This window comes from Verrucosispora sp. WMMA2044, assembly GCF_027497155.1.
Classification (GTDB): domain Bacteria; phylum Actinomycetota; class Actinomycetes; order Mycobacteriales; family Micromonosporaceae; genus Micromonospora; species Micromonospora palythoicola.
This window is the reverse complement of the sequence record NZ_CP114913.1, coordinates 1292644-1313597: the sequence shown is the minus strand read 5'-3', so window position 1 is coordinate 1313597 and position 20954 is coordinate 1292644. Positions and strand designations below refer to the sequence as shown.

General features: G+C 71.1%; 20 protein-coding genes and 1 tRNA gene. 7 read left to right on the top strand and 14 right to left on the bottom strand.

The window, feature by feature from the left end; all coding sequences use genetic code 11:
- Positions 1-24: 24 nt before the first annotated feature.
- The 7 genes from O3597_RS06045 to O3597_RS06015 form a co-directional block, all read right to left on the bottom strand.
- Entirely contained in the window at positions 25-735 is a 711-nt protein-coding gene (locus tag O3597_RS06045) for an ABC transporter ATP-binding protein (protein ID WP_164448323.1), read from the bottom strand.
- Entirely contained in the window at positions 725-1648 is a 924-nt protein-coding gene (locus tag O3597_RS06040) for an ABC transporter ATP-binding protein (protein WP_208020938.1), read from the bottom strand. Before O3597_RS06040 ends, O3597_RS06045 begins: the two co-directional genes overlap by 11 nt.
- Positions 1638-2810, bottom strand: coding sequence for a branched-chain amino acid ABC transporter permease (locus O3597_RS06035; RefSeq protein WP_164448325.1), 1173 nt, complete (start codon positions 2808-2810; stop codon positions 1638-1640). The genes O3597_RS06040 and O3597_RS06035 overlap by 11 nt, the downstream gene beginning before the upstream one ends.
- Positions 2807-3781 carry a branched-chain amino acid ABC transporter permease gene (locus O3597_RS06030; protein WP_164448326.1) on the bottom strand — a complete coding sequence of 325 codons (975 nt, stop codon included), beginning with the start codon at positions 3779-3781 and terminating at the stop codon, positions 2807-2809. The genes O3597_RS06035 and O3597_RS06030 overlap by 4 nt, the downstream gene beginning before the upstream one ends.
- Before the next feature lie 67 nt (positions 3782-3848).
- On the bottom strand, positions 3849-5003 hold the full coding sequence (locus O3597_RS06025) for a branched-chain amino acid ABC transporter substrate-binding protein (protein WP_281603468.1): 1155 nt from the start codon (positions 5001-5003) through the stop codon (positions 3849-3851).
- 228 nt (positions 5004-5231) lie between these two features.
- Complete coding sequence (locus O3597_RS06020; RefSeq protein ID WP_281603467.1) at positions 5232-6449, bottom strand: hypothetical protein; 1218 nt, start codon at positions 6447-6449, stop codon at positions 5232-5234.
- A gap of 72 nt (positions 6450-6521) precedes the next feature.
- Positions 6522-7142, bottom strand: a complete 621-nt coding sequence (locus tag O3597_RS06015; protein WP_164448329.1) for a response regulator — start codon at positions 7140-7142, stop codon at positions 6522-6524.
- 107 nt (positions 7143-7249) lie between these two features.
- On the opposite strand from O3597_RS06015, the gene O3597_RS06010 reads away from it, so the two are divergent.
- Positions 7250-7323, top strand: a tRNA-Leu gene (locus O3597_RS06010).
- A 35-nt stretch (positions 7324-7358) separates the two neighbouring features.
- The gene (locus tag O3597_RS06005; protein WP_281603466.1) at positions 7359-8108 is read left to right on the top strand and encodes a transcriptional regulator; all 750 of its coding nucleotides are present in this window, start codon (positions 7359-7361) and stop codon (positions 8106-8108) included.
- 64 nt (positions 8109-8172) lie between these two features.
- On the opposite strand, the gene O3597_RS06000 is transcribed toward O3597_RS06005, so the two are convergent.
- Entirely contained in the window at positions 8173-9348 is a 1176-nt protein-coding gene (locus tag O3597_RS06000; protein ID WP_281603465.1) for a PLP-dependent transferase, read from the bottom strand.
- Between the two features lie 83 nt (positions 9349-9431).
- On the opposite strand from O3597_RS06000, the gene O3597_RS05995 reads away from it, so the two are divergent.
- Positions 9432-9911, top strand: a complete 480-nt coding sequence (locus tag O3597_RS05995) for an Lrp/AsnC family transcriptional regulator (protein ID WP_281603464.1) — start codon at positions 9432-9434, stop codon at positions 9909-9911.
- Between the two features lie 71 nt (positions 9912-9982).
- Positions 9983-10972: an LLM class flavin-dependent oxidoreductase gene (locus O3597_RS05990; protein ID WP_281603463.1), complete on the top strand. Its 990-nt coding sequence runs from the start codon at positions 9983-9985 to the stop codon at positions 10970-10972.
- 273 nt (positions 10973-11245) lie between these two features.
- Here the strand turns inward: O3597_RS05990 and O3597_RS05985 are convergent, their stop codons facing one another.
- Positions 11246-13525, bottom strand: a complete 2280-nt coding sequence (locus O3597_RS05985; protein WP_281603462.1) for a cellulose binding domain-containing protein — start codon at positions 13523-13525, stop codon at positions 11246-11248.
- Between the two features lie 244 nt (positions 13526-13769).
- On the opposite strand from O3597_RS05985, the gene O3597_RS05980 reads away from it, so the two are divergent.
- A complete protein-coding gene (locus O3597_RS05980) occupies positions 13770-15218 on the top strand; it encodes a pyridoxal-dependent decarboxylase (protein ID WP_281603461.1) in 1449 nt (482 codons plus the stop codon).
- A gap of 55 nt (positions 15219-15273) precedes the next feature.
- Here O3597_RS05980 and O3597_RS05975 read toward each other — a convergent pair whose 3' ends face one another.
- The 5 genes from O3597_RS05975 to O3597_RS05955 form a co-directional block, all read right to left on the bottom strand.
- The gene (locus O3597_RS05975) at positions 15274-16239 is read right to left on the bottom strand and encodes a sulfite exporter TauE/SafE family protein (RefSeq protein WP_281603460.1); all 966 of its coding nucleotides are present in this window, start codon (positions 16237-16239) and stop codon (positions 15274-15276) included.
- Positions 16240-16381: 142 nt separating this feature from the next.
- Positions 16382-16843 (bottom strand): Rrf2 family transcriptional regulator, encoded by a 462-nt coding sequence (locus O3597_RS05970; protein WP_164448334.1) that lies wholly within the window; start codon positions 16841-16843, stop codon positions 16382-16384.
- 114 nt (positions 16844-16957) lie between these two features.
- Complete coding sequence (locus O3597_RS05965) at positions 16958-17839, bottom strand: acyl-CoA thioesterase II (protein WP_164448335.1); 882 nt, start codon at positions 17837-17839, stop codon at positions 16958-16960.
- A complete protein-coding gene (gene pyk, locus O3597_RS05960) occupies positions 17836-19284 on the bottom strand; it encodes a pyruvate kinase (RefSeq protein WP_164448336.1) in 1449 nt (482 codons plus the stop codon). Before pyk ends, O3597_RS05965 begins: the two co-directional genes overlap by 4 nt.
- Before the next feature lie 244 nt (positions 19285-19528).
- Positions 19529-19894 carry a YciI family protein gene (locus O3597_RS05955; RefSeq protein WP_164448337.1) on the bottom strand — a complete coding sequence of 122 codons (366 nt, stop codon included), beginning with the start codon at positions 19892-19894 and terminating at the stop codon, positions 19529-19531.
- A 221-nt stretch (positions 19895-20115) separates the two neighbouring features.
- On the opposite strand from O3597_RS05955, the gene O3597_RS05950 reads away from it, so the two are divergent.
- Positions 20116-20436, top strand: coding sequence for a hypothetical protein (locus O3597_RS05950; RefSeq protein WP_164448338.1), 321 nt, complete (start codon positions 20116-20118; stop codon positions 20434-20436).
- Entirely contained in the window at positions 20433-20894 is a 462-nt protein-coding gene (locus tag O3597_RS05945) for a hypothetical protein (protein WP_281603459.1), read from the top strand. Before O3597_RS05950 ends, O3597_RS05945 begins: the two co-directional genes overlap by 4 nt.
- Positions 20895-20954: the final 60 nt, after the last annotated feature.

Sequence of the window (20954 nt, the reverse complement as noted above, 5' to 3'; positions counted from 1 at the left end):
CCACCGGCCGGCCCGCGACGCGACTCAGGCCACGCCCAGGTACGCCTCCTTGACCGACGGGTCGTGCAGCAGATCCTGCCCGGTGCCCTCCTTGACGATCCGGCCGGTCTCCAGCACGTACCCCCGGTGGGCCCGGGAGAGCGCCTGCTGGGCGTTCTGCTCCACCAGCAGGATCGTGGTGCCCTGCTGGTTGATCTCCGTGATGATGTCGAAGATCTGCTGGATGATCATCGGAGCGAGGCCCATCGACGGCTCGTCCAGCAGCAGCAGCTTCGGCCGGCTCATCAACGCCCGGCCCACCGCGAGCATCTGCTGCTCGCCGCCGGAGAGCGTGCCGCCGTGCTGGCGGCGCCGCTCGGCCAGCCGGGGGAACAGCGTGAACACCCGGTCCAGGTCGGCGGCGATCCCGGCGTGGTCCCGCCGGGTGTACGCCCCCATGTCAAGGTTGTCCAGCACCGTCATGCCCGGGAAGATGCCCCGCCCCTCGGGTGCCTGGCAGATGCCCCGACGCACCCGCAGGTCGGCCCGCAGGTTGGTGATGTCCTCACCGTTGAACCGGATCGAGCCCAGGGCCACCGGCCGGAGTCCGGAGATGGCCCGCATCGTGCTGGACTTTCCGGCACCGTTGGCGCCGATGAGCGCGACCACTTCGCCTTCCTCGACGTGCAGGCTGATGCCGTGCAGCGCCTCGATCCGGCCGTAGCGCAGTGTCAGGTCGTCGATCTCAAGCAGCATCTGCGGGCTCCCCCAGGTAGGCCGCGATCACCTTCGGGTTGTCCCGCACCTCGGCGGGCGAACCCTCGGCGATCTTCTTGCCGAACTCCAGGACCACGATCCGGTCGGTGACCCCCATGACGAGCCGCATGTCGTGCTCGATGAGCAGGACCGTGAACCCCCGGTCCCGGATCTTGCGGATCAGGTCGAGCAGTTCCTCCTTCTCCGCCGGGTTGAACCCGGCGGCCGGCTCGTCGAGGCAGAGCAACTTCGGCTCGGTCGCCAGGGCTCGGGCGATCTCCAGTCGGCGCTGGTAGCCGTACGGGAGGTTGCGCGCCAGGTCGTTGGCCCGGTCGGCGATGCCCACGAACCGCAGCAGCTCCAGTGCCTTCCGCTCGCCGGCACGCTCCTCCAGCGTGTGCCGGGAGATGCCGAACACCTGCGCCGACGACCGGCGGACCTGCTGCCAGAACCGGAGCAGCCCGTTGGTCGAGTCGACCACCGGCAACTCCTCCGGCTTGGGCTTGACGCGGTAGAGCCGGAACAGCGCCCCGATCACGCTCGTGTGGTGCCGAGAATCGGCGCCCACCAGCACGTTCTCCAGCGCGGTCATCTCCGGGAAGAGCCGGATGTTCTGGAACGTCCGGGCGATCCCCATCCGGTTGATCCGGTGCGGCTTGCGCCCGCTCACCTGCTCCCCATCGAAGCGGACCTCGCCCGAGGTCGGCCGGTAGACACCCGTCATCGCGTTGAAACAGGTGGTCTTGCCGGCCCCGTTCGGACCGATCAACCCGATGATCTCGCCCTTGTAGATCTGGAAACTCAGGTTGTCGAGCGCCACCACCCCACCGAAGCGGAGCGTGACCTGGTCCACCTCGAGCAACACCTCGCGCGGGGCGGCGTCCTCGGGCGACGTCATCTGCTTAGGCAACATTGACGGCAGCCTCCTTCGCCCGATCCTGCAACTCCCGCGTTCGCCGCCGGCTCGGCAGCAGACCCTGCGGACGCAGCAGCATGATGAGCACCAGCGCCAGCCCGAAGGCCAGCACCCGGTACTCCGAGAAGTCCCGGAACCGCTCCGGCAGGTAGGCGAGCAGGAACGCGCCGAGCGCCACGCCCGCCATGTTGCCGGACCCGCCGACCACCACCATCGCGACGAACAGGATGGAGAGCTGGACGTTGAAGGTCTCCGGCTGGATGAAGGTCGACCGGCTGGCGAAGAGCAGACCCGACAACCCACCCAGGGCGGCGCCGATGGCGAACGCCCACAGCTTGAACTTGAACGGGTAGACACCCATGACCGCGGCGGCGTCCTCGTCCTCCCGGATGGCCAGCCACGACCGCCCGACCCGGCTGTGCTCCAGTCGGCGCACCAGCAGGACCATCAGCAGCACCACGGTGAGCGCCAGCCAGTACCAGGGCTCGATCTTGAGCAGCCCGAAGACGGTGTTGTCGGCCGACGGCGGCCCCTCCGGACCCGGGATGCCCGCGACGCCCTGCGCCTGGCCGGCCCACCCCGAGTTCTTGGCCACGATCCGGATGATCTCGCCGAAGCCCAACGTCACGATCGCCAGGTAGTCACCCCGCAACCGGAGCGTCGGCCAGCCCAGCAGCACGCCGGCGACCAGGGAGAAGGCCAGCGCGATCGGGATACAGACCGCCCAGGCGACCGCCCACTCCTCGGACAGGCCGAACTGCCGCTGCATCGACTGCACGACCGGCGACTGGGTCGAACCGAACAGCGCGACGCTGTAGGCACCCACCGCGTAGAAGCCGACGTAGCCGAGGTCGAGCAGACCGGCCAGGCCGATCACCACGTTGAGCCCGATCGCGACCAGCACGTACAGGGCGCACACGAAGAGCACCCCGGCCCAGTTCGAGCCGCCGGCGATGGAGTCGGTCCGGAACCAGTCCAGACCGGGGATGATCAGGTTCGTCCCCGGGATGTCACCAAGGAACGGCAGGTAGTACAGGAACGCGATCCCCGCCAGAACCCCCAGCCAACGCTGCCAGCGGGGCAGCGCCCGCCAACGGTCGGCCATGCCGCCAAAAGCGTGTCGGCGCCGCTCGTTGAACTGTCGCAGTGCCTCTGTCATGCCCTCGCCTTTCCGAGAGACTCACCGAGCAGACCGGTCGGGCGGAAGATCAGCACCACCACGAGCACCACGAAGGCGGCCACGTCCTCCCAGGTCGACCGGGTCAGCGTCGCGGCGTACACCTCGATCACACCGAGCAGCAGGCCACCGAGCAGCGCGCCCCGCAGGTTGCCGATGCCGCCGAGCACCGCGGCGGTGAACGCCTTGAGCCCGATCACGAAACCGATGTCGAACTTGGTGATCCCGTACCGCATGTTCCACAACAGAGCGGCCGCACCCGCCATCAGTCCACCCAGCACGAAGACCAGCATGATCACCCGGTCCTGGTGCACCCCCATCAGCGCCGCGGTGTCCGGATTCTGCGCCACCGCGCGCACCCCCCGGCCGTACCGGGTCCGGTTGATGAACTGGTCCAGCCCGTAGAGCATCACCAGGGCCGACACCACCATGATGATCTGCACATTGGTGATGTTGGCGCCGGCCACCGAGATGACCGTCTCCTGCTTCAACATCGCCGGGATACCGATCACGAGCCGGTTCTCGCTGAAGCCGCGTCCCGAGAAGAACCCCGCCATCCACAGCGCGTAGATCTCCACCAGGACGAGCGAGACACCGATGGCGGTGATCAGGAAGATCAGCGGCGGCGCGTTCATCCGACGTAGTCGCCGGTACGCGACCCGCTCGACAGTCAACGCGGTGGCACCGGAGGCCGCCGCGCCGACGAGCAGACCGATGAGCAGGTAGACGATCGCCATGCCGATCGAGGGCGTGTCGGTGATCCCGAGCAGCGACCAGGTACCGAGAATCGCGAACGTGCCGACCATGAAGATCTCGGAGTGCGCGAAGTTGATCAGACGAAGCACACCGTAGACCAGCGTGTACCCCAGTGCGACGAGGGCGTAGATGGCCCCTTTGGACAACCCGTCCACCGTGTGCTGGGCCAGGTTGCCGAACAAGGCATCGAAATTCACGGGTTTCTCCCTTGGCACCGTCGCGCGGCCGGGGAAAAGACCCCGGCCGCGCAACGGTCATCCTGGCTCAGCTGAGCTTGATCTCCTGCTGGGCCGTGATCGCGCCATCCTTGATCTCGTAGGCCCAGATCACCACCCGGGACTTGTCCACGTCACCGGTCGGGTCGAACTTGAGGTACTTCGAGACGCCCTCCTTGTCGTAGGCGTCCACCCACTCCAGGAGGTCCTTACGCGTGGTCTTGCCCTCGGCCAGACCCTCGATCAGCACCTTCGCGGCGTCGAAGCCCTCGGCACCGTAGGAACCCGGAGGCGAGCCGTACTCCTTCTCGTAGTCGGCGGAGAAGGTGCCACCGGCCTTGTCCGGCGGCAGGCACGGGCAGGTCACGATCGCACCGTTGGCGCCGGCACCGGCACCCGACGGGAAGGCCGGGTCGTACAGACCGTCGAAGCCGAGGAAGGTCGCCGTGATGCCGGCCTCCCGCATCTGCTTCAGCAGCGGGGCGGCCTCGTTGGTGTAGCCGCCGTAGGCGACCGCGTCCGGCGCGGCAGCCTTGATCTTCGAGATGGTGGCGGCGAAGTTGACCTGCTTCTCCTGAACCTGGTCGGTCCCGCCGGCCAGGTCACCGAGAGCCTTGGTCAGCTCGCCCGCGATACCGGCACCGTAGGTGGTGCCGTCGTTGATCACGAAGACCTTCTTGGCCTTCGCCACGTCCCGGAAGTAGACGGCCGCGGCGGCACCCTGGGTGGCGTCGTTACCGACCACCCGGTGGAACGCCTTGTTGTCACCGGCGGTCAGCTCGATCGCCGTCGCCGACGGGCTCACCATGACCATGCCGGCGGCCTCGTAGACGTCCATCGTCGCCTTGGTCTCACCGGAGAACGCACCACCGATGACACCCAGGAAGGACTCGTCACCGACGACCTGGTTCGCGACCGGCGTGGCCTGCGTGGGGTCACCCTGGGTGTCGAACTCCTGCAGGGTGACCTGGCAGTCGGCGTTCGCCTCGTTGTGCTGCTTCACGGCGAGCTTGGCGCCGTTGAGCGACGGGATCACCAGACCGGAGTTCGGGCCGCTGAAGGCACCGAAGATGGCGAGCTTGCCACCGCAGTTACCGTCGCCGCCAGCATCGTTGCCCTCATCCGACGCCTGGCAGCCCGCCGCGGCAAACAGGGCTGCCGCCAGCCCGACGGCGCCCAGCGCCCGTACGTACTTACGCCTCACGGCTATTGACCTCCTCCAGATACAGGGGTCGGGCGCACCCGGGGCAGCGTCACCGGCCAGTTCGGCGGTCACCACCCAGGCGTGAATCCGCACACCTGCGTTACGGCTCGTGATGGCGGAGCGTACTGCGTCCCTAAACCGTCCCGGAAGACCCGCGAGCCACGCTTGCCAAACCGTTACGAACACAAGCGCCGATGCGACCGCCCCCGTAACAGCGCCGACCCACGCTCAGCCGGTCAACCCCGACAGCCCGAAGACCGCACCGGCCGCCCCGTCGTCCAGTACCAGCAGCAACCGGCCCGGCTCCCCGAACACCGACACCGAGCTGACCGGTCCGGCCGGCACCTCCCTCGGCAGCACCACCGGCCGCCACGAGGCACCGCGGTCCGCCGAACTCCACAGGGCATGACGCACGCCGTCGGTGACCGCCGTCACCACCTGCCCGTCGAAGGTCGACAACCCCCGCACGGCGGGCACGCCGGACGGCGCGGCCGCACCGAACCCACCCCCCCGTTCCCAGCCGTCGGGCCCGGCCCGCCAACCGCCGAACGCACGACCGCGCAGGCCGACGGCCACCGGCTCGCCGTCGACCCGCACCACCCGCTGCAACTCGTCGTACTCGTCGGTGCCCGGCACGGGCACCCGCTGCCAGCTCCGGCCGTCCGACGAACGCCACGCCAGCGGATCACGGTCGATCCGGCCCGGGCCGATGATCCCGCCCACCGCCAACCAGCCGCCATCCACCGGCGTCGCGTCGAACAACCAGGTGACCCCGTGCTCGTCGGTTGCCAGCCCCGGCACGCCCTCGAGGATCTCGAACTCCCCCGCCGCCTCCGAGAGCCAGACCGCCGCACCGCTGACCCGGTTCCCCACGATCATGAAACCCGACGGACCGGCGACCATCCGCGCCACGTTCACCGCCTGCGGGCCGCCGTAGAGCTCGAACCCGGCCCGAACCTCGGCCAACGCACCATCGGCGCGCCGCACCCAACTGCTCACCCGCGGATTCGCGTGCGCACCGCCGCTCTTCGCACCGACCGCCGCGAACCGGCCGTCGGTGCAGGCGACCGAGTACAGAATGTTCTGCCGGCCGTAGTAGGAGTCCGCCACGATCCGCACCGACTCCCAGGACACCCCGTCCGCGCTCGTCCAGGCCGCCGGCCGGGTCGCGTCACCGGGACCACCGACCGCACCGACGATGTACCAACGCCCACCGCAGGCGGTCACGTCGCGGAGCATCAACCGGCCGGGCGCGCCCGGCGGAGCGGGCAAGGTCAGCTCCCGCCAGTCGGGCTGCAGCGGTGGCACCTCGTCCGGTCCGGGCGTACCGGCCCGACAGCCCATCACCAGCAGCAGGCAGGCAACGACGAGCGCAGCGGTACGCCGCAGAGCGGGTGCGAAGGCACCGTGCGGCGGGGCTGTGCCGTCGACCCGTCCTCCGCGCATGCCCGATGGTATCGGCGCCGCAGCCCGACGGGAGCCCCTGGCACCGGCCCCGACCAGGCCGCCCGATCGAACCTACTGGGCCGGCTCGGCCACCTCACCGCCGGCGGTCTCGGCGAGGATCCGCTCGGAGACCTCCTTCATGGTCATCCGGTGGTCCATCGCGGTGCGCTGGATCCACTTGAACGCCTGCGGCTCGCTCATGTTGTAGGTGGTCATCAGCGCGCCCTTGGCCCGCTCGACGGTCTTGCGGACCTCCAGCCGGTCGGTCAGCCCGGCCACCTCGGCCTCGAGCGCGGCGATCTCGGAGTAGCGGGACAGGGCGATCTCCACCGCCGGCACCAGGTCGCTCTTCTGGAAGGGCTTGACCAGGTACGCCATCGCACCGGCCGCCCGAGCCCGCTCCACCAGGTCACGCTGGCTGAACGCGGTCAGAATGATCACCGGTGCGATCCGGGCCCCGGCGATCCGCTCGGCGGCCGCCAGCCCATCCATGATGGGCATCTTGATGTCGAGAATCACCAGGTCGGGCTTGAGTTCCTCGGCCAACCGGATGGCGGCCTCGCCGTCACCGGCCTCGCCGACCACCTCGTAGCCCTCCTCGGCCAGCATCTCAGCCAGGTCCAGCCGGATCAGCGCCTCGTCCTCGGCGATCAGTACCCGCCTGCGCGCGGCATCCGTCTGCGTCTCGGCCACGAGCCACTCCCACCCAGTCTGAGCCTCGACACCCGCGGTACCGGGTGTCGCCGCTCCTAGCGTAGTGGGTAACCTGTGGGGCGACGCGACAGGCGTTGAGCGAGAAGGTCCCCGTATTCCAACCGGTAGAGAAACGGAGCTCAAACCTCCGACAGTGTGGGTTCGAATCCCACCGGGGACACCGCAAGTGTCGTACGCGCGTTCGATGATAACGCTATGCATCCACCCGAGGTGCGCACCCGCGCCCGAAGCTTGTACCTGACTGGTGTGACCGTCGCAGAGGTTGCCCGGAGCGTGGGCCTGCCCTATGCCACCGTGCGTCACTGGTGCAGGGATCGGCCAATGTCAAAGATGCGGACCACCGCCTTTCGCTGCTTTCGGTGTCGCACCGAAGTCGACAACCCGACAGACGATGCCGCCTACGCCTATCTGCTCGGTCTCTACCTCGGCGACGGGCACCTGGTGACCTCCGCGCGAGTGCCGGTCCTCCGCATCTCATGCAGCAAAGCCTGGCCCGGCCTGATCGATGCATGCGAGGCAGCCATGCGAGCGGTGCTCGCGAACAAGGTCCAACGGGTCCAGCAGCAAGGTTGCGTCAGCGTGCAGAGCTATGGCACGCACTGGCCCTGCCTGCTGCCCCAACACGGGCCCGGCAAGAAGCACGAACGGCGGATTGTTCTCACCGACTGGCAGGAGCGGATCGTGCGGGCGGTTCCCGGTGACTTTCTCCGGGGCCTGTTCCACTCCGACGGCTGCCGGATCGCCAACCGGGTCACCGTACGCGCAAAGACGTACGTCTACCCGCGCTACATGTTCGTCAACGAGTCCACCGACATCATGCGGCTCTGCCAGTGGGCGCTGGACCTGCTCGGTATCACCTGGCGGATGAACCGGCCCAACAGCCTCTCGGTCGCGCGCCGGGAGGCGGTCGCCGCGCTCGACCGCCACGTCGGCCCGAAGTCGTGAGCCACCCGGGACCATCGGCCGGTGGCGGCCCGCGCACCGAAAGGTCGACTCGTCGCGCCGAGGGTCAAGCGGCGGCGAGCGCGTTCTCCAGGTCGGCGCGCAGGTCCTCCGGGTCTTCCAGGCCGACGGACAGGCGCAGCAGTCCGCCGCCGGGTTTGGCCGCCGCCTCGACGGGGCGGTGGGTCAGTGACGCCGGGTGCTGGATGAGCGTGTCGACGCCACCGAGGGAGACGGCGTGGGTGATGAGCCGGCAGGCGTCGGCGACCGCCGCGGCGGCGGGTGCGCCGCCGCGTACCTCGAAGGCGAGGAGGCTGCCCGGGCCGGACATCTGCCTGCCGACGAGCCCGGCCGGGTCGTGGGTGCCGGGGTGGTGGACCTGTGCGACCGCCGGGTGCGCGGCGAGCCAGAGGGCGAGTTTCTCCGCGCCGGCCTGCTGGGCGCGGACCCGCAGCGGCAGCGTCTGCAGGCCGCGGTGCAGCAGGTAGGCCCCGAGGGGGTGCAGGATCGCGCCGGTGAGGGCGCGGACCTGGCGCAGCCGGGTGGCCCACTCGGCGTCGCAGGCGATCACTCCGGCGAGGACGTCGCCGTGGCCGCCGATGCTCTTGGTGGCGCTGTGCAGCACCAGTCGGGCGCCGTGCCGGGTGGGTTGCTGGAGCACCGGGGTGGCGACGGTGTTGTCGATCAGCAGGGGCACCTGGCCGGCGGCGTCGGCGAGGGCGGCGATGTCGATCAGGTCGAGGGTCGGGTTGGCCGGTGTTTCGGCGATCACCAGGGCGGTGTCGGGGCGGATGGCGTCGGCGACGGTGTCCGGGCGGGCCCAGGTGACCTCGGTGCCGAGCAGGCCGGTGGCGAGGACGTGGTCGGTGCCGCCGTAGAGGGGGCGGACGGCGACCAGGTGTCGTCGGCCGTCGCGGGTGGCGGCGAGCAGGGCGGCGGTGAGCGCGGCCATGCCGCTGGCGTACGCGACGGCTTCGGCGGTGCCTTCGAGTTCGGCGAGGGCGGTTTCGAAGCGGGCGACGGTCGGGTTCCACAGCCGTTGGTAGACGGCGCTGGTGTCGGCGGGGAGGGTGCCGCCGGTGGCGAGGGTCTCGTAGGCGTCGCCGCCGGTGTGCACCGAGGGCAGCGGGTTGGTGGTGGACAGGTCGATCGGCGGCACGTGGACGCCGAGGGCGGCGAGGTCGTCGCGGCCGGCGTGCACGGCTCGGGTGTCCACGGTCGTCATGTCGAGAGGATCGAACATCCCGCCCATTGCGGGCAATAGTTCCGAACATTATTCGCCATAATCGCTTTCGGAGACGGTGGCGTTCGGTGGAGGATGGCGGCATGCCCCCCGTATCGAACGATGTTCGGCCGTTCGCGGCTCTCGACGACACCGACCGCGCCATCCTGTCCGAGCTGGCCGGCGACGGCCGGTTGCCGAACAATGCCCTAGCCGAACGGGTGGGGGTGGCGCCGTCGACCTGCCTGGCGCGTACTCGGGCGTTGCGGGAGTGTGGGGCGATCCGGGGTTTCCACGCCGAGGTGCATCCGGCGGCGCTGGGGTTGCCGTTGCAGGCGCTGGTGTCGGTGCGGCTGACCGAGCACGCGCGGGCGGCGGTGGACGCGTTCCGGGCCCGCTCGGTGCGGCTGCCGGGGGTGGTGTCGGTGTTCCACGTGGCCGGCGCGGAGGACTACGTGCTGCACGTGCGGGCGGCCTCGGCGGAGGCGCTGCGCGACTTCGTGCTGGACCATCTGGCGGTGGATCCGGCGGTGCAGCACACCCAGACCAGCCTGATCTTCGAGCAGGCCCGCAGGTCGGGTTGATCACGTCGCCGGCCGGTTCGGGAACAGAACCGGCGTAGGCCGGGTTGGCCAGCCGTGTGATCGACGTTCCGTTGTCTGTCCTGGATCTCGCCCCCGTCGCGGCCGGTGCCTCCGCCGGTGAGGCGTTGCGGCACACCACTGAGTTGGCGCGACGCGCCGACGAGCTGGGCTACCACCGGTTCTGGGTGGCCGAGCACCACAACATGCCGGCCATCGCGTCCTCGGCGCCGGCGGTGCTGATCGCGCACCTGGCCGCGCACACCACCGACATCCGGCTCGGCTCCGGTGGGGTGATGCTGCCCAACCACGCGCCGCTCGTGGTCGCCGAGCAGTTCGGCACCCTGGAGGCGCTGCATCCGGGACGGATCGACCTGGGCATTGGCCGGGCGCCCGGCACCGACCAGGTGACCGCGTTGGCGCTGCGCCGGACCATGGAGGGCCTGTCGGCTGAGGGTTTCCCCCGGGAGCTGAACGATCTGATGGGCTACTTCGACGAGTCGGCGTCGGGACGGATCACCGCGACTCCGGGGCGTGGGCAGCGGCCGGCGGTGTGGTTGTTGGGTTCCAGTGGGTTCAGTGCGCAGCTGGCCGGCGCGCTGGGCCTGCCGTTCTCCTTCGCGCATCACTTCAGCGCGCAGAACACGTTGCCCGCGTTGGCGTTGTACCGGCAGAGTTTCCGCCCGTCGCGGTGGCTGGAGCGGCCGTACGCGATGGTGGCGGTGAACGCGGTGTGCGCGGAGTCCGACGAGCGGGCCGAGTGGCTGGCCGGGCCGGCCGGGTTGTCGTTCCTGCGGTTGCGGTCGGGGCGACCGGAGCCCCTGGCGAGCCCGGACGAGGCGGCGGCGTACCCGTACACCGACGTCGAGCGGGAGTTCCTGGCACAGCGCCGGCAGGGTCAGGCGAGCGGTTCCCCGGAGACGGTACGCCGGCAGTTGAGTGAGCTGCTGGAAAGCACCGACGCGGACGAGCTGATGGTGACCACGATGGTGTACCACGTCGCCGATCGGGTGCGTTCGTTCGAGCTGATCGCGACGGAGGTGGCCGGCGGTCTGCGTCGCTGAGGCGGCGGCCGACGGCCGGCGGGCCCCGGTGGCCGGTGCGGCAAGGTGGCCCAGGTCACAGCGTTTCGGGCGTCGTGAAACACGATCTTCACGGCAGCGTCACCCTCGCGACGCGGAGCCCGCCTAACTTTGTATCCGGTGGTGGTACGGCACTCCCCGGTCGGGACGGGTCGGGGGTGCCGCGGTGTGGGGCACCGGGCCGCAGTTGTGCGGATTCCGCGATTGCGGCCCGGTGCCTTCTCCCTTTCTTCTACCGCTTGTGCACCCTGGCGGTCAACGCAGGTAGATGTTGGGCGCGGGCGGCGTGCTCATGCCGTCGCCGAGGAAGAAGCTCGGGTGCGGGGGCTGGTTGTAGGCGGTGTTCTGCCAGGCGATGGCGACCCGGTACTGCAGGTCGTGCATCAGGGTGTGGAGCTGGATGCTGGTCGGGGTCGGGGTGCTGTAGATGCGCAGGGCCCGGCTGTCGGTGGTGCGCCACACCACCTCCTCCCGCCAGTCACCGAACAGGTCGGCCGAGAGCGCGGGAGTGGCCTTGGTGCCGTTGTTCGACGCGACGCCACTGCCGGTGAGCAGGCGGGTGTCGCCGCCGGTGCCGTACTTGTCGATCCGGGTGGCGTCGAGCAGTTCGCGGACCGGGTCACCGTCCCACCAGACGAGGAAGTTCGTCGAGGACGGCTTGCGGCCGATGTTCTGGCCCCGGGTGTTGGCCAGGCCGCTCACCGCGGACGACCAGGATTCGGCACCGGGGCTGCCGGCCCAGATGTCGCCCGAGACGCCCCGGCCGTTGTCGCCGCCGGTCGGGGTGGACCAGAGGATCTGACCGGTGCGGGCGTCGGCGAACCAGGAGCTGGGCTTGCTGCCGTCCTCGCTCACCTTGAAGTACTCCAGACCCGGGCGGGACGGGTCGAGGTCGCCGACGTGCCCGGCGTCGCCGTGGCCGTGGCCGGTGGACCACAGCAGGCGGCCGTTGTCGTCGATGGTGGCCGCACCGTAGACGATCTCCTGCCGGCCGTCGCCGTCGACGTCGGCGACGGAGAGGCTGTGGTTGCCCTGCCCGGCGGCGGCGCCGTTGCCGGCGGCGTTGGAGTCGAAGGTCCACCGCTTGGTGAGCGCTCCGTTGCGGAAGTCCCAGGCGGCGATGACCGCGCGGGTGTAGTAGCCACGGGCCATGATCAGCGACGGGCGTTGCCCGTCGAGGTAGGCGGTGCCGGCGAGGAACCGGTCGACCCGATTGCCGTAGTTGTCGCCCCAGGAGGAGACGGTGCCGCGCGGCGGGTCGTAGTTGACGGTGGACAGGGCGGCACCGGTGCCGCCGTCGAACATGGTCAGGTACTCCGGGCCGGCGAGGACGTAGCCGGCGGAGTTGCGGTGGTCGGCGTTGGCGTTGCCGATCACCTGGCCGGTGCCGGAGCGGGTGCCGTCGGCGGTCTTCATGGCCACCTCGGCACGGCCGTCACCGTCGTAGTCGTACACCTGGAACTGGGTGTAGTGGGCACCGGCGCGGATGTTGCGGCCCAGGTCGATGCGCCACAGCCGGTAGCCGGGCAGGGTGTACGCGTCGAGGTAGACGTTGCCGGTGTAGCCGGACTGCGAGTTGTCCTTGGCGTTGGACGGCTCCCACTTGACCACGAAGTCGTAGTCGCCGTCACCGTCGAGGTCGCCGACGCTGGCGTCGTTCGCCGAGTAGGTGTACGCCTCGCCGCTGGGTGTGGTGCCGCCCGGCGGGACCTGCAACGGCACGTCGAGATAGCCGGCGGGGAACTGCAGTGCCTGCACGGACTGGGTCTGTTCGACGCCGTCCACCAGGGCCCGCAAGGTGTAGTTCGCTCCGGCCGGCGCGCCACTGTCCAGGTAGTTGGTCGCGCCGGTGATCGGGCTGGCGTTCACCCGGTTCGTGCCCCGGTAGAGGTTGAACGCGACGCCGCTGGTCTCGGTGCCCAGCAGCCGCCAGGAAACCAGGTTGGCCGCCCCGGAGCGGACGCTGACCAGCCCCCGTTCCAGGTTCTCCGCCTGCATCGCCCCGGGCGGTGGGGTGGGCGGTGGGGTGGTCGGCGATGGAGTCGTCGACGGCGCCACGGTGGGTGACGGACGCGGCGTGCTGGACGGTGGGGTGGTCGGCGTGGGGGTCGGGGTGGTGGCGCCGGTGCAGGTGGTGCCGTTCAGCGCGAAGCTGATGGGGGCCGGGTTGCTGCCGTTCCACGAGCCGTTAAAGCCGAAGTTGACGCTGCCGTTGGTGCCGATGGCGGCGTTGTAGTCGACGTTGCGGGCGCTCACCTGGGCGCCGGACTGGGTGACGGTGGTGTTCCAGGCCTGGGTGACCTGTTGCCCGGCGGTGTAGGACCAGGTGAGGGTCCAGCCGTCGACCGGGTCGCCGAGGTTGGTGATGGTGACGTCGGCGCCGAAGCCGCCGGTCCACTGGTTGGTGACGCGGTAGTCGACGCGGCATCCGGCGGCGGCGGCCGAGGCGGTCAGGGTGGTCAGCACGCCGGCGGCGGCGACCGCGGTGGCGGTGGCCGCGGCGAGCAGGGCCGCCCGGGGGGCGGTGCGAGGCATGGTTCCTCCGGTGGAGGTCGGGACGCGCGGCGTCCGGTGCTCCGCCGGCCGTGCCCGGGGCCGGCGGGTGTTCGTCCACCGGCCGTGCCCGGGCCGGCGGCTGGGCCGCGCTAGCGGAAAGGATCCATCTGATCGATGAACATGAGTGCGTTCCCGCGCATCTGTGATGCTAGGGCAAGCGTTTTCTGCGCACAATCGATCCGCCGCCTTGCTCTACCGCGGCTCCTTTTGATCCACTCGCCGGGTGGCTGCACACATGACGCCGGAGGAGTTCCGCCGGGCCGGGTACGCGGTGGTCGACTGGATCGCCGACTACTGGGCGACCCTGCCCCAACGCCCGGTGACCTCCCAGGACCCGCCCGGCACGGTGGCCGCCGGGCTGCCGGCCGGGCCACCGGCTGAAGGCGAACCGGTCGAGGCGGTCCTCGCCGACCTGGACAAGCTGGTGGCACCCGGGCTCACCCACTGGCAGCATCCGGGCTTCTTCGGCTACTTCCCGGCCAACACCTCGGGCCCCAGCGTGCTCGGCGACCTGGTCAGCGCCGGACTCGGCGTGCAGGGCATGCTCTGGGCCACCGGCCCGGCGTGCACGGAACTGGAGACGGTGCTGCTCGACTGGCTGGCCGACCTGCTGGACCTGCCGGCCCGGTTCCGCTCCGCTGGCAACGGCGGTGGCGTCATCCAGGACTCCGCCTCCTCGGCCACCCTGGTGGCCACCCTGGTCGCGCTGCACCGGGCCGCCGGTGGGCGATGGCGCCAGGCCGGCGTCGACCGTCGCTACCGGGTCTACGCCTCGACCGAGGCACACTCGTCGGTCGAGAAGGCCGCCCGGATCGCGGGGCTGGGCGCCGAGGGCGTACGCCTGATCGAGGTGGACCCGGTGACCCGGGCGATGTCGCCGGCGGCGCTGCGCGCCGCGATCGAGGCGGACCGGGCGGCTGGACTGGTGCCCGCCCTGGTGGTGGCGACCGTCGGCACCACTTCCACCACGGCGGTGGACCCGCTGCCCGAGCTCGGTCCGATCTGCGCCGAGCACGGTGTCTTCCTGCACGTCGACGCCGCGTACGCGGGCGCGGCGGCGGTCTGCCCGGAGTTGCGGTTCGGCCACGCGGGCCTGGAGTACGCCGACTCGTACTGTTTCGACCCGCACAAGTGGCTGCTCACCGGCTTCGACTGCGACGCGTTCTGGGTGGCCGACGCGGGTGAGCTGGTGGAGGCGCTGACCGTGCTGCCGGAGTACCTGCGCAACGCGGCCACCGAGTCCGGCGCGGTGATCGACTACCGGGACTGGCAGGTGCCGCTGGGTCGGCGGTTCCGGGCCTTGAAGCTGTGGTTCGTGTTGCGCTGGTACGGCGTCGAGGGTCTGCGCGAGCACATCCGTAGCGGCGTCGCGCTGGCCGCCGGGTTCGCCGACCGGGTCCGCGCCGACGAACGGTTCGAACTGGTCGCCGACCATCCGTACGCCCTGGTCTGTTTCCGGCTGCGCGGCCCGGACGGGCCGAACGAGCGCCTGCTGGCGGCGGTGAACGCCACCGGCCGGATCTACCTGACCCACACCCGGGTCGCCGGCCGGCACACGCTACGCCTGGCCGTCGGCGCCCCACAGACCACCCAGGCCCACGTCGACGAGGCCTGGCAACTCATCTCCCACACCGCGACAACCCTCTCCCCTCCACCATCTCGTCGATCATGAGGTTGTTGTCCCCGCGCCCGGCGTGTCGGGACAACAACCTCATGGTCAACGGGAATCAGGGCCGGCGCTCGTGCCCGGCACCGACCGGCTCGGCGGGGGCGGGGGTCTGTGCGGGGGCGAGCGGCGGGGTGTCGGTGGTGAGGGTCGCGGCGAGGGACCGCTCGCGGCGGGTCCGCCGCAGCACCCGGACCGCAAGCGTCAGGGCGGTGATCCATCCGGCGGCCAACAGCAGGTAGACGATCACCGGCAGGGAACCGTCCACATCGCCGGCGCGCATCAGGACCCGGGCGTTGGTCAGCACGATCACGCCACCGACGGCCGCGCCGAGCAGTTGGGCCGGCACGATGCGGACCAGCCAGGCCGCGACCGGTGCGGCGATCAGGCCACCGGCGAGCAGCGCGAGCACGATCGGCAGCAGGAAGCCCTCGGTGCCCAGCCCGATCAGGAAGCCGAGGCTGGCGGCGGAGGCCACGACGAACTCGGAGGTGTCCACCGACCCGATCACCTTGCGGGGCTCCAGCCGACCGCTGACCAGCAGCGCCGGGGTGGCCACCGGGCCCCATCCACCACCGCCGGTGGCGTCGACGAAGCCGGCGACGAGACCGAGCGGGCCGAGGAAACGCCCGCGTAGCCGGCCGGCGGCCGGGTTTCGGCGCAGCGGCCGGGAGAACCGGACGAGCAGGTACGCCCCGAGCGTGAACAGGATCGCGGCCATCCATGGGGCGGCCGACTCGGTGGACAGGGCGCTGAGGAAGGTGGCACCGGCGAAGGCACCGAGCGCGCCGGGCACCGCGATGCGGCGCACCACCCGCCAGTCGACGTTGCCGAACCGCCAGTGCGCGGTGCCCGCGGCGAGCGTGGTGCCGATCTCGGCCAGGTGCACCGAGGCGGACGCCGCCGCCGGTGCGACGCCGACCAACAGCAACAGCGTCGAGGAGGTCAGCCCGTACGCCATGCCGAGGGATCCGTCGACGAGTTGCGCGGCGAGCCCCACCAACGCGATGACGAGCAGCTTGCGCACGACGCCTCCCGGCTAAATTGGTATCTCCTATCGGCTTGGTCGACAATGCGGGATGCCGGGGCCTCCGGTCAACCCCGCTATCAGTCAGTGAGACGACAACGTCGCCCGACGCGTGGCGTCCGGGGTGCGCCGGCGGGTCCGGTCAGGTCCAGGCGGCGGGATCGGCGACCAGCTTGGTGACCGGCTCGGGCAGGGTGCCTCGCGCCACGTCGGCGACGGTGACCAGTTCGAGGATCTGCCGCTCGCTGGCCCGCAACGCGATCCAGACCTCCTGCAACGCCCGCGCCGCACCCTGGTAGCCGAGGTGCTCGGGGCGTTGGCCCCGAATATGGGCAAGCGGCCCGTCGATCACCCGGATCACCTCGGCGAGGCTGATCTCCTCGGCCGGCCGGGCCAACCAGTAGCCGCCCTCCGGGCCGCGCTGGGCCTGCACCACGCCGGCCCGACGCAGTTGCAGCAGGATGCTCTCCAGGAACTTCGGCGGGATCTGCTGGGCCCGCGCGATCTGGTCGGCGGTGACCGGTCGACCCCGTCCAGCCCCGGTCACCGAGGCCAGTTCGGCGACCGCTCGAAGGGCGTAGTCCACCCGGGCTGAGAGACGCATGTCGGACAGGTTAACGGTCGGGTATCCGGGCGCTGCCTGGCGGCCCGGACACCGGACCTGCCGGGTCGCCGGGGCCTGCCGGCCGGACGGCCACCGCTCGGCAGGACGGGTCGGCTAGCCGCCGACCCGGCGCAGCAGTCCCTCCTGGACGGCGCTGGCGATCTGGCTGCCGGCCACGGTGAACATGCGGCCGGTGGCCAGCCCGCGCGCTCCGGAGGCCGACGGGCTCCAGCAGTCGTAGAGGAACCATTCGTCGGCGCGGAACGGCCGGTGGAACCACAGGGCGTGGTCCAGGCTCGCCCCCACCACCCCGCCCGGTCCCCACACCTCGCCGTGCACCGAGAGCACCGAGTCGAGCAGGGTCAGGTCGGAGGCGTAGGTCAGGGCGCAGGCGTGCAGCAGCGGATCGTCGGGCAGCTTGCCGTCGATGCGCATCCACACCCGTTGGTGCGGGTCGGCCGGCCGGTCGCCGGGACGTACCCAACCGGGCTCGCCGACGTAGCGCACGTCGATCGGTCGGGGAATCTGCCCCCAGATGCCCAGCCGTTCCGGGTAGCGGGACAGCCGGTCGGTCATGGTCGGCACCGACTCGGGCCCGGGCACGTCCGGCGGCAGCGGGGCGTGGTGGTCCAGCCCCTCCTCCGGCCGCTGGAACGAGGCGGACATGAAGAAGATGGGCTTGCCGTGCTGGAGCGCGACCGACCGACGCACCGAGAAGGAGCGGCCGTCGCGGATGTTCTCCACCTCGTACTCGATCGGCTCGACCGGGTCGCCGGCACGCACGAAGTAGCCGTGCAGCGAGTGGACCACCCGCTCCGCGTCGACGGTGCGGCCGGCGGCGACCAGGGCCTGCCCGGCGACCTGGCCGCCGTACACCCGCTGCGGACCGACCGGCGGGCTCATCCCGCGAAACGACATGGTGCCGGTGGGCGCGAGGTCCAGGACCTCCAGCAGCTGGTCGACGGCGGCCTGCCCGACGAGCGAGCCGTCGGTCACTGCAACGCCCGCGCCGTGGCGGCGTCGACGAGCGAACCGAGCTGGTGCACCCGCAGGGTGTTCGTCGAGCCGGGGCTGCCGGGCGGGCTGCCGGCCACGATCACCACGTAGTCGCCGGGGTTGCCCCGGTTCAGCCCGAGCAGCGCCTGGTCGACCTGGCGGAACATGTCGTCGGTGTGCTGCACGAACGGCATCAGGAAGGTCTCCACCCCCCAGGAGAGGGCGAGCTGCGCCCGCACCTCGGGCACCGGCGTGAAGGCCAGCAGCGGCAGGTCGCAGTGCAGCCGGCTGAGCCGGCGCACGGTGTCACCGGTCTGGGAGAACGCGACGAGCGCCTTGGCGCCGATGGCCCGGGCGATCGAGGAGGCGGCCACGGTGAGCGCGCCGCCGTGCGTACGCGGGTCGTGCTGGAGGCGGGGCACCAGGATCGATCCGGCCTCGGTGGTGGTGACGATCTTGGACATGGTGCTGACCGTGAGCACCGGGTACTTGCCGACGCTCGTCTCACCGGAGAGCATCACCGCGTCGGCACCGTCGAGCACCGCGTTCGCCACGTCGGAGGCCTCGGCGCGGGTCGGCCGGGAATTCTCGATCATGGAGTCGAGCATCTGGGTGGCCACGATGACCGGCTTGGCGTTCTCCCGGCACAACTGCACCGCGCGCTTCTGCACCAGCGGCACCTCGTCGAGCGGCAGTTCCACGCCGAGGTCACCGCGGGCCACCATGACCCCGTCGAAGGCCAGCACGATCGCTTCGAGGTGGTCGACCGCCTCCGGCTTCTCGACCTTGGCCAGCACCGGGCGGTGCACACCGACCTCGCTCATGATCGCGTGGCACAGCTTGATGTCGTCGGCGGAGCGGACGAACGACAGGGCGACCAGGTCGACACCGAGGCCGAGCGCGAAGCGCAGGTCGGCGGCGTCCTTCTCCGACAGGGCGGGCACGCTGACCGCCACGTTGGGCAGCGAGACGCCTTTGTTGTTGCTGACCGGCCCACCCTCGGTGACCAGCACCCGGATGTCGTTGCCGGTGACGTCGGTGACCTCGACGGCGACCCGGCCGTCGTCGATCAGCAGCCGGTCACCGGGCTTGACCTCCTGGGGAAGCTTGCGATACGTGCAGGAGACCCGCTCCTTGCTGCCCACGACGTCGTCACCGGTGATCACCACGGAGTCACCGGTACGCCACTCGTGCGGCCCGTCGGCGAACCGGCCGAGTCGGATCTTTGGCCCCTGGAGGTCGGCCAGGATCGCCACCGGCTGGCCCGCCGCCTCAGCCGCCTCCCGGACGAGCCGGTAGACCGACTCGTGGTCGGCGTGGCTGCCGTGACTGAAGTTGAGCCTCGCCACGTTCATGCCGGCTTCGACGAGCCCACGGATGCGCTCGGGCGACGAGGTGGCGGGGCCAAGAGTGCAGACGATCTTCGCGCGGCGTGTCACGCCCATCAGGCTAGTCTCTCCTCCGGGTCGGACCACCGGCCGACCCCTTGCGCAATGTGGAACAGTTGTCCAACGGCGCGCGGCCCAGTGGCGCGGCCGGCGAGCGTGGGCCGCTCCGGACGTCGACGGCGGGCAACGGCGACCGCGCGCCGGAATGGTACGCCCCCGGCGCCAGGCCGCGTGGGGGCGCTCCGGGTCGACAACTGTACGCGCACCGCCGACAACCCGCCGTGACCGCGGCTGGAGTGCCTCAGCTTTCCGTCTTGACCAGCGGAAACTCCAGCGAGCCGGCCGGGCAGAGGAAGGTCATCACGTCCACCCGGTAGAGGCCGGCCTGCACCGCCGGATCGGCTTCCATCACGCTGCGGACATCGTCGACCGACCCGGTCCGCGCCAGACCGAACCCCAGCGGCGGGTCCGGCTCCCGGGCCTGGCCGTCCACCGCCCCGGCGACCAGGATGATGCCCCGCTGCTGCATCGCCTGCATGTGCCGGGCGTGCTCGGCCTGCAACCGCTGGATGGTCTCGGGCGGCAACGCCCGCCCGGCGGCGCCGGGATACAGCACGATGCACTCGTAGGTGTCGAGCGCGAAGTCGACCTGCGGCTCCCCTGACATGGCTTCCCTTCCGCACGGCCCGCCGACGCCAGGCGGTGCACGCGGCGGTACCGTCCAGCCTCCCACGGACGGTCCGCCCGTACCGGCGCTCCGCCGATCCTGCTCCCGGCACCCGCGTCCAGGCCGATCACCGGGTCCGCCCGCGCGCCGGGTGACCGGCGGGCGGGCGCTCGCTACCGTGTGCTCGTCGTCGCGGCGACGACGGTGGGAGGGGTGCGGCGGTGCGCGATGGTGAGCCGGCGGCGGAGCCGCTGCCGTACGCGGAGGTCACCGACACCGGGTACGGCAGCCGGGTCGCGGAGACGTTCTCGGTGCGCCGGTACGGTCCGGCGGTGCTGCTCAGCGGCGACTGCCCCCGCTGCCAGCACCCGATCAGCTGCCCGATCGTCGACGAGGTGTACCGGCGGGAGGCACCGCAGGCAGCGGTCGACCCCGGCTACCGGACGCTGCTGTGCAGTTGCGCCGCCGACCATCCGGCCCGCCCCGACGGGTTGGCCGGCTGCGGCGCGTACTGGACGGTGACCCTGGAGGTCGAGGCGTGATCCGACTGCGGCCCGGTCCCCCGGCGACCCGTACCGACCTGCGCCGGGCGCAGGAACTGGCCGCGTTGCTGCGCGGCGAACTGGACCGGGTCCGGGCCGCCGCGCTGGCCTGGCGCAACGGGCTGGGCGGCCTGCTCGTCGCGCTCGTCGGGTTCAGCCTGATCCGGGGTCGCTCCGACGTCAGCACCCTCGCACCGGGCTGGGGCGCCCTGGTCGGCGTACTGCTGCTGGCCGCCGTCGTGGCCGGGGTCGCCGGGGCGCTGGCGCTGCTGCGGGCCGCGCACGGGCCGCTGTCGGTGACACCGGTCGCCGAGCTGCTCCCGGCTCCGCTCGGCGAGCACCGCGAGGCCCTCGCCGCGGCCCGGGCCCTGCGCCTCGGGGTGCTGCTGGTGCTGGCCTGCACCGCCCTGCTGATCGCCGCCGTGGGCGTCACCTGGTACGCGCCCGGCCAGCCCTGACCCGAGCCGGTGCCCGGTCGCGGGCCGTGCGTCGTCGACCGGCTCCGGGGCGTCCCGGTG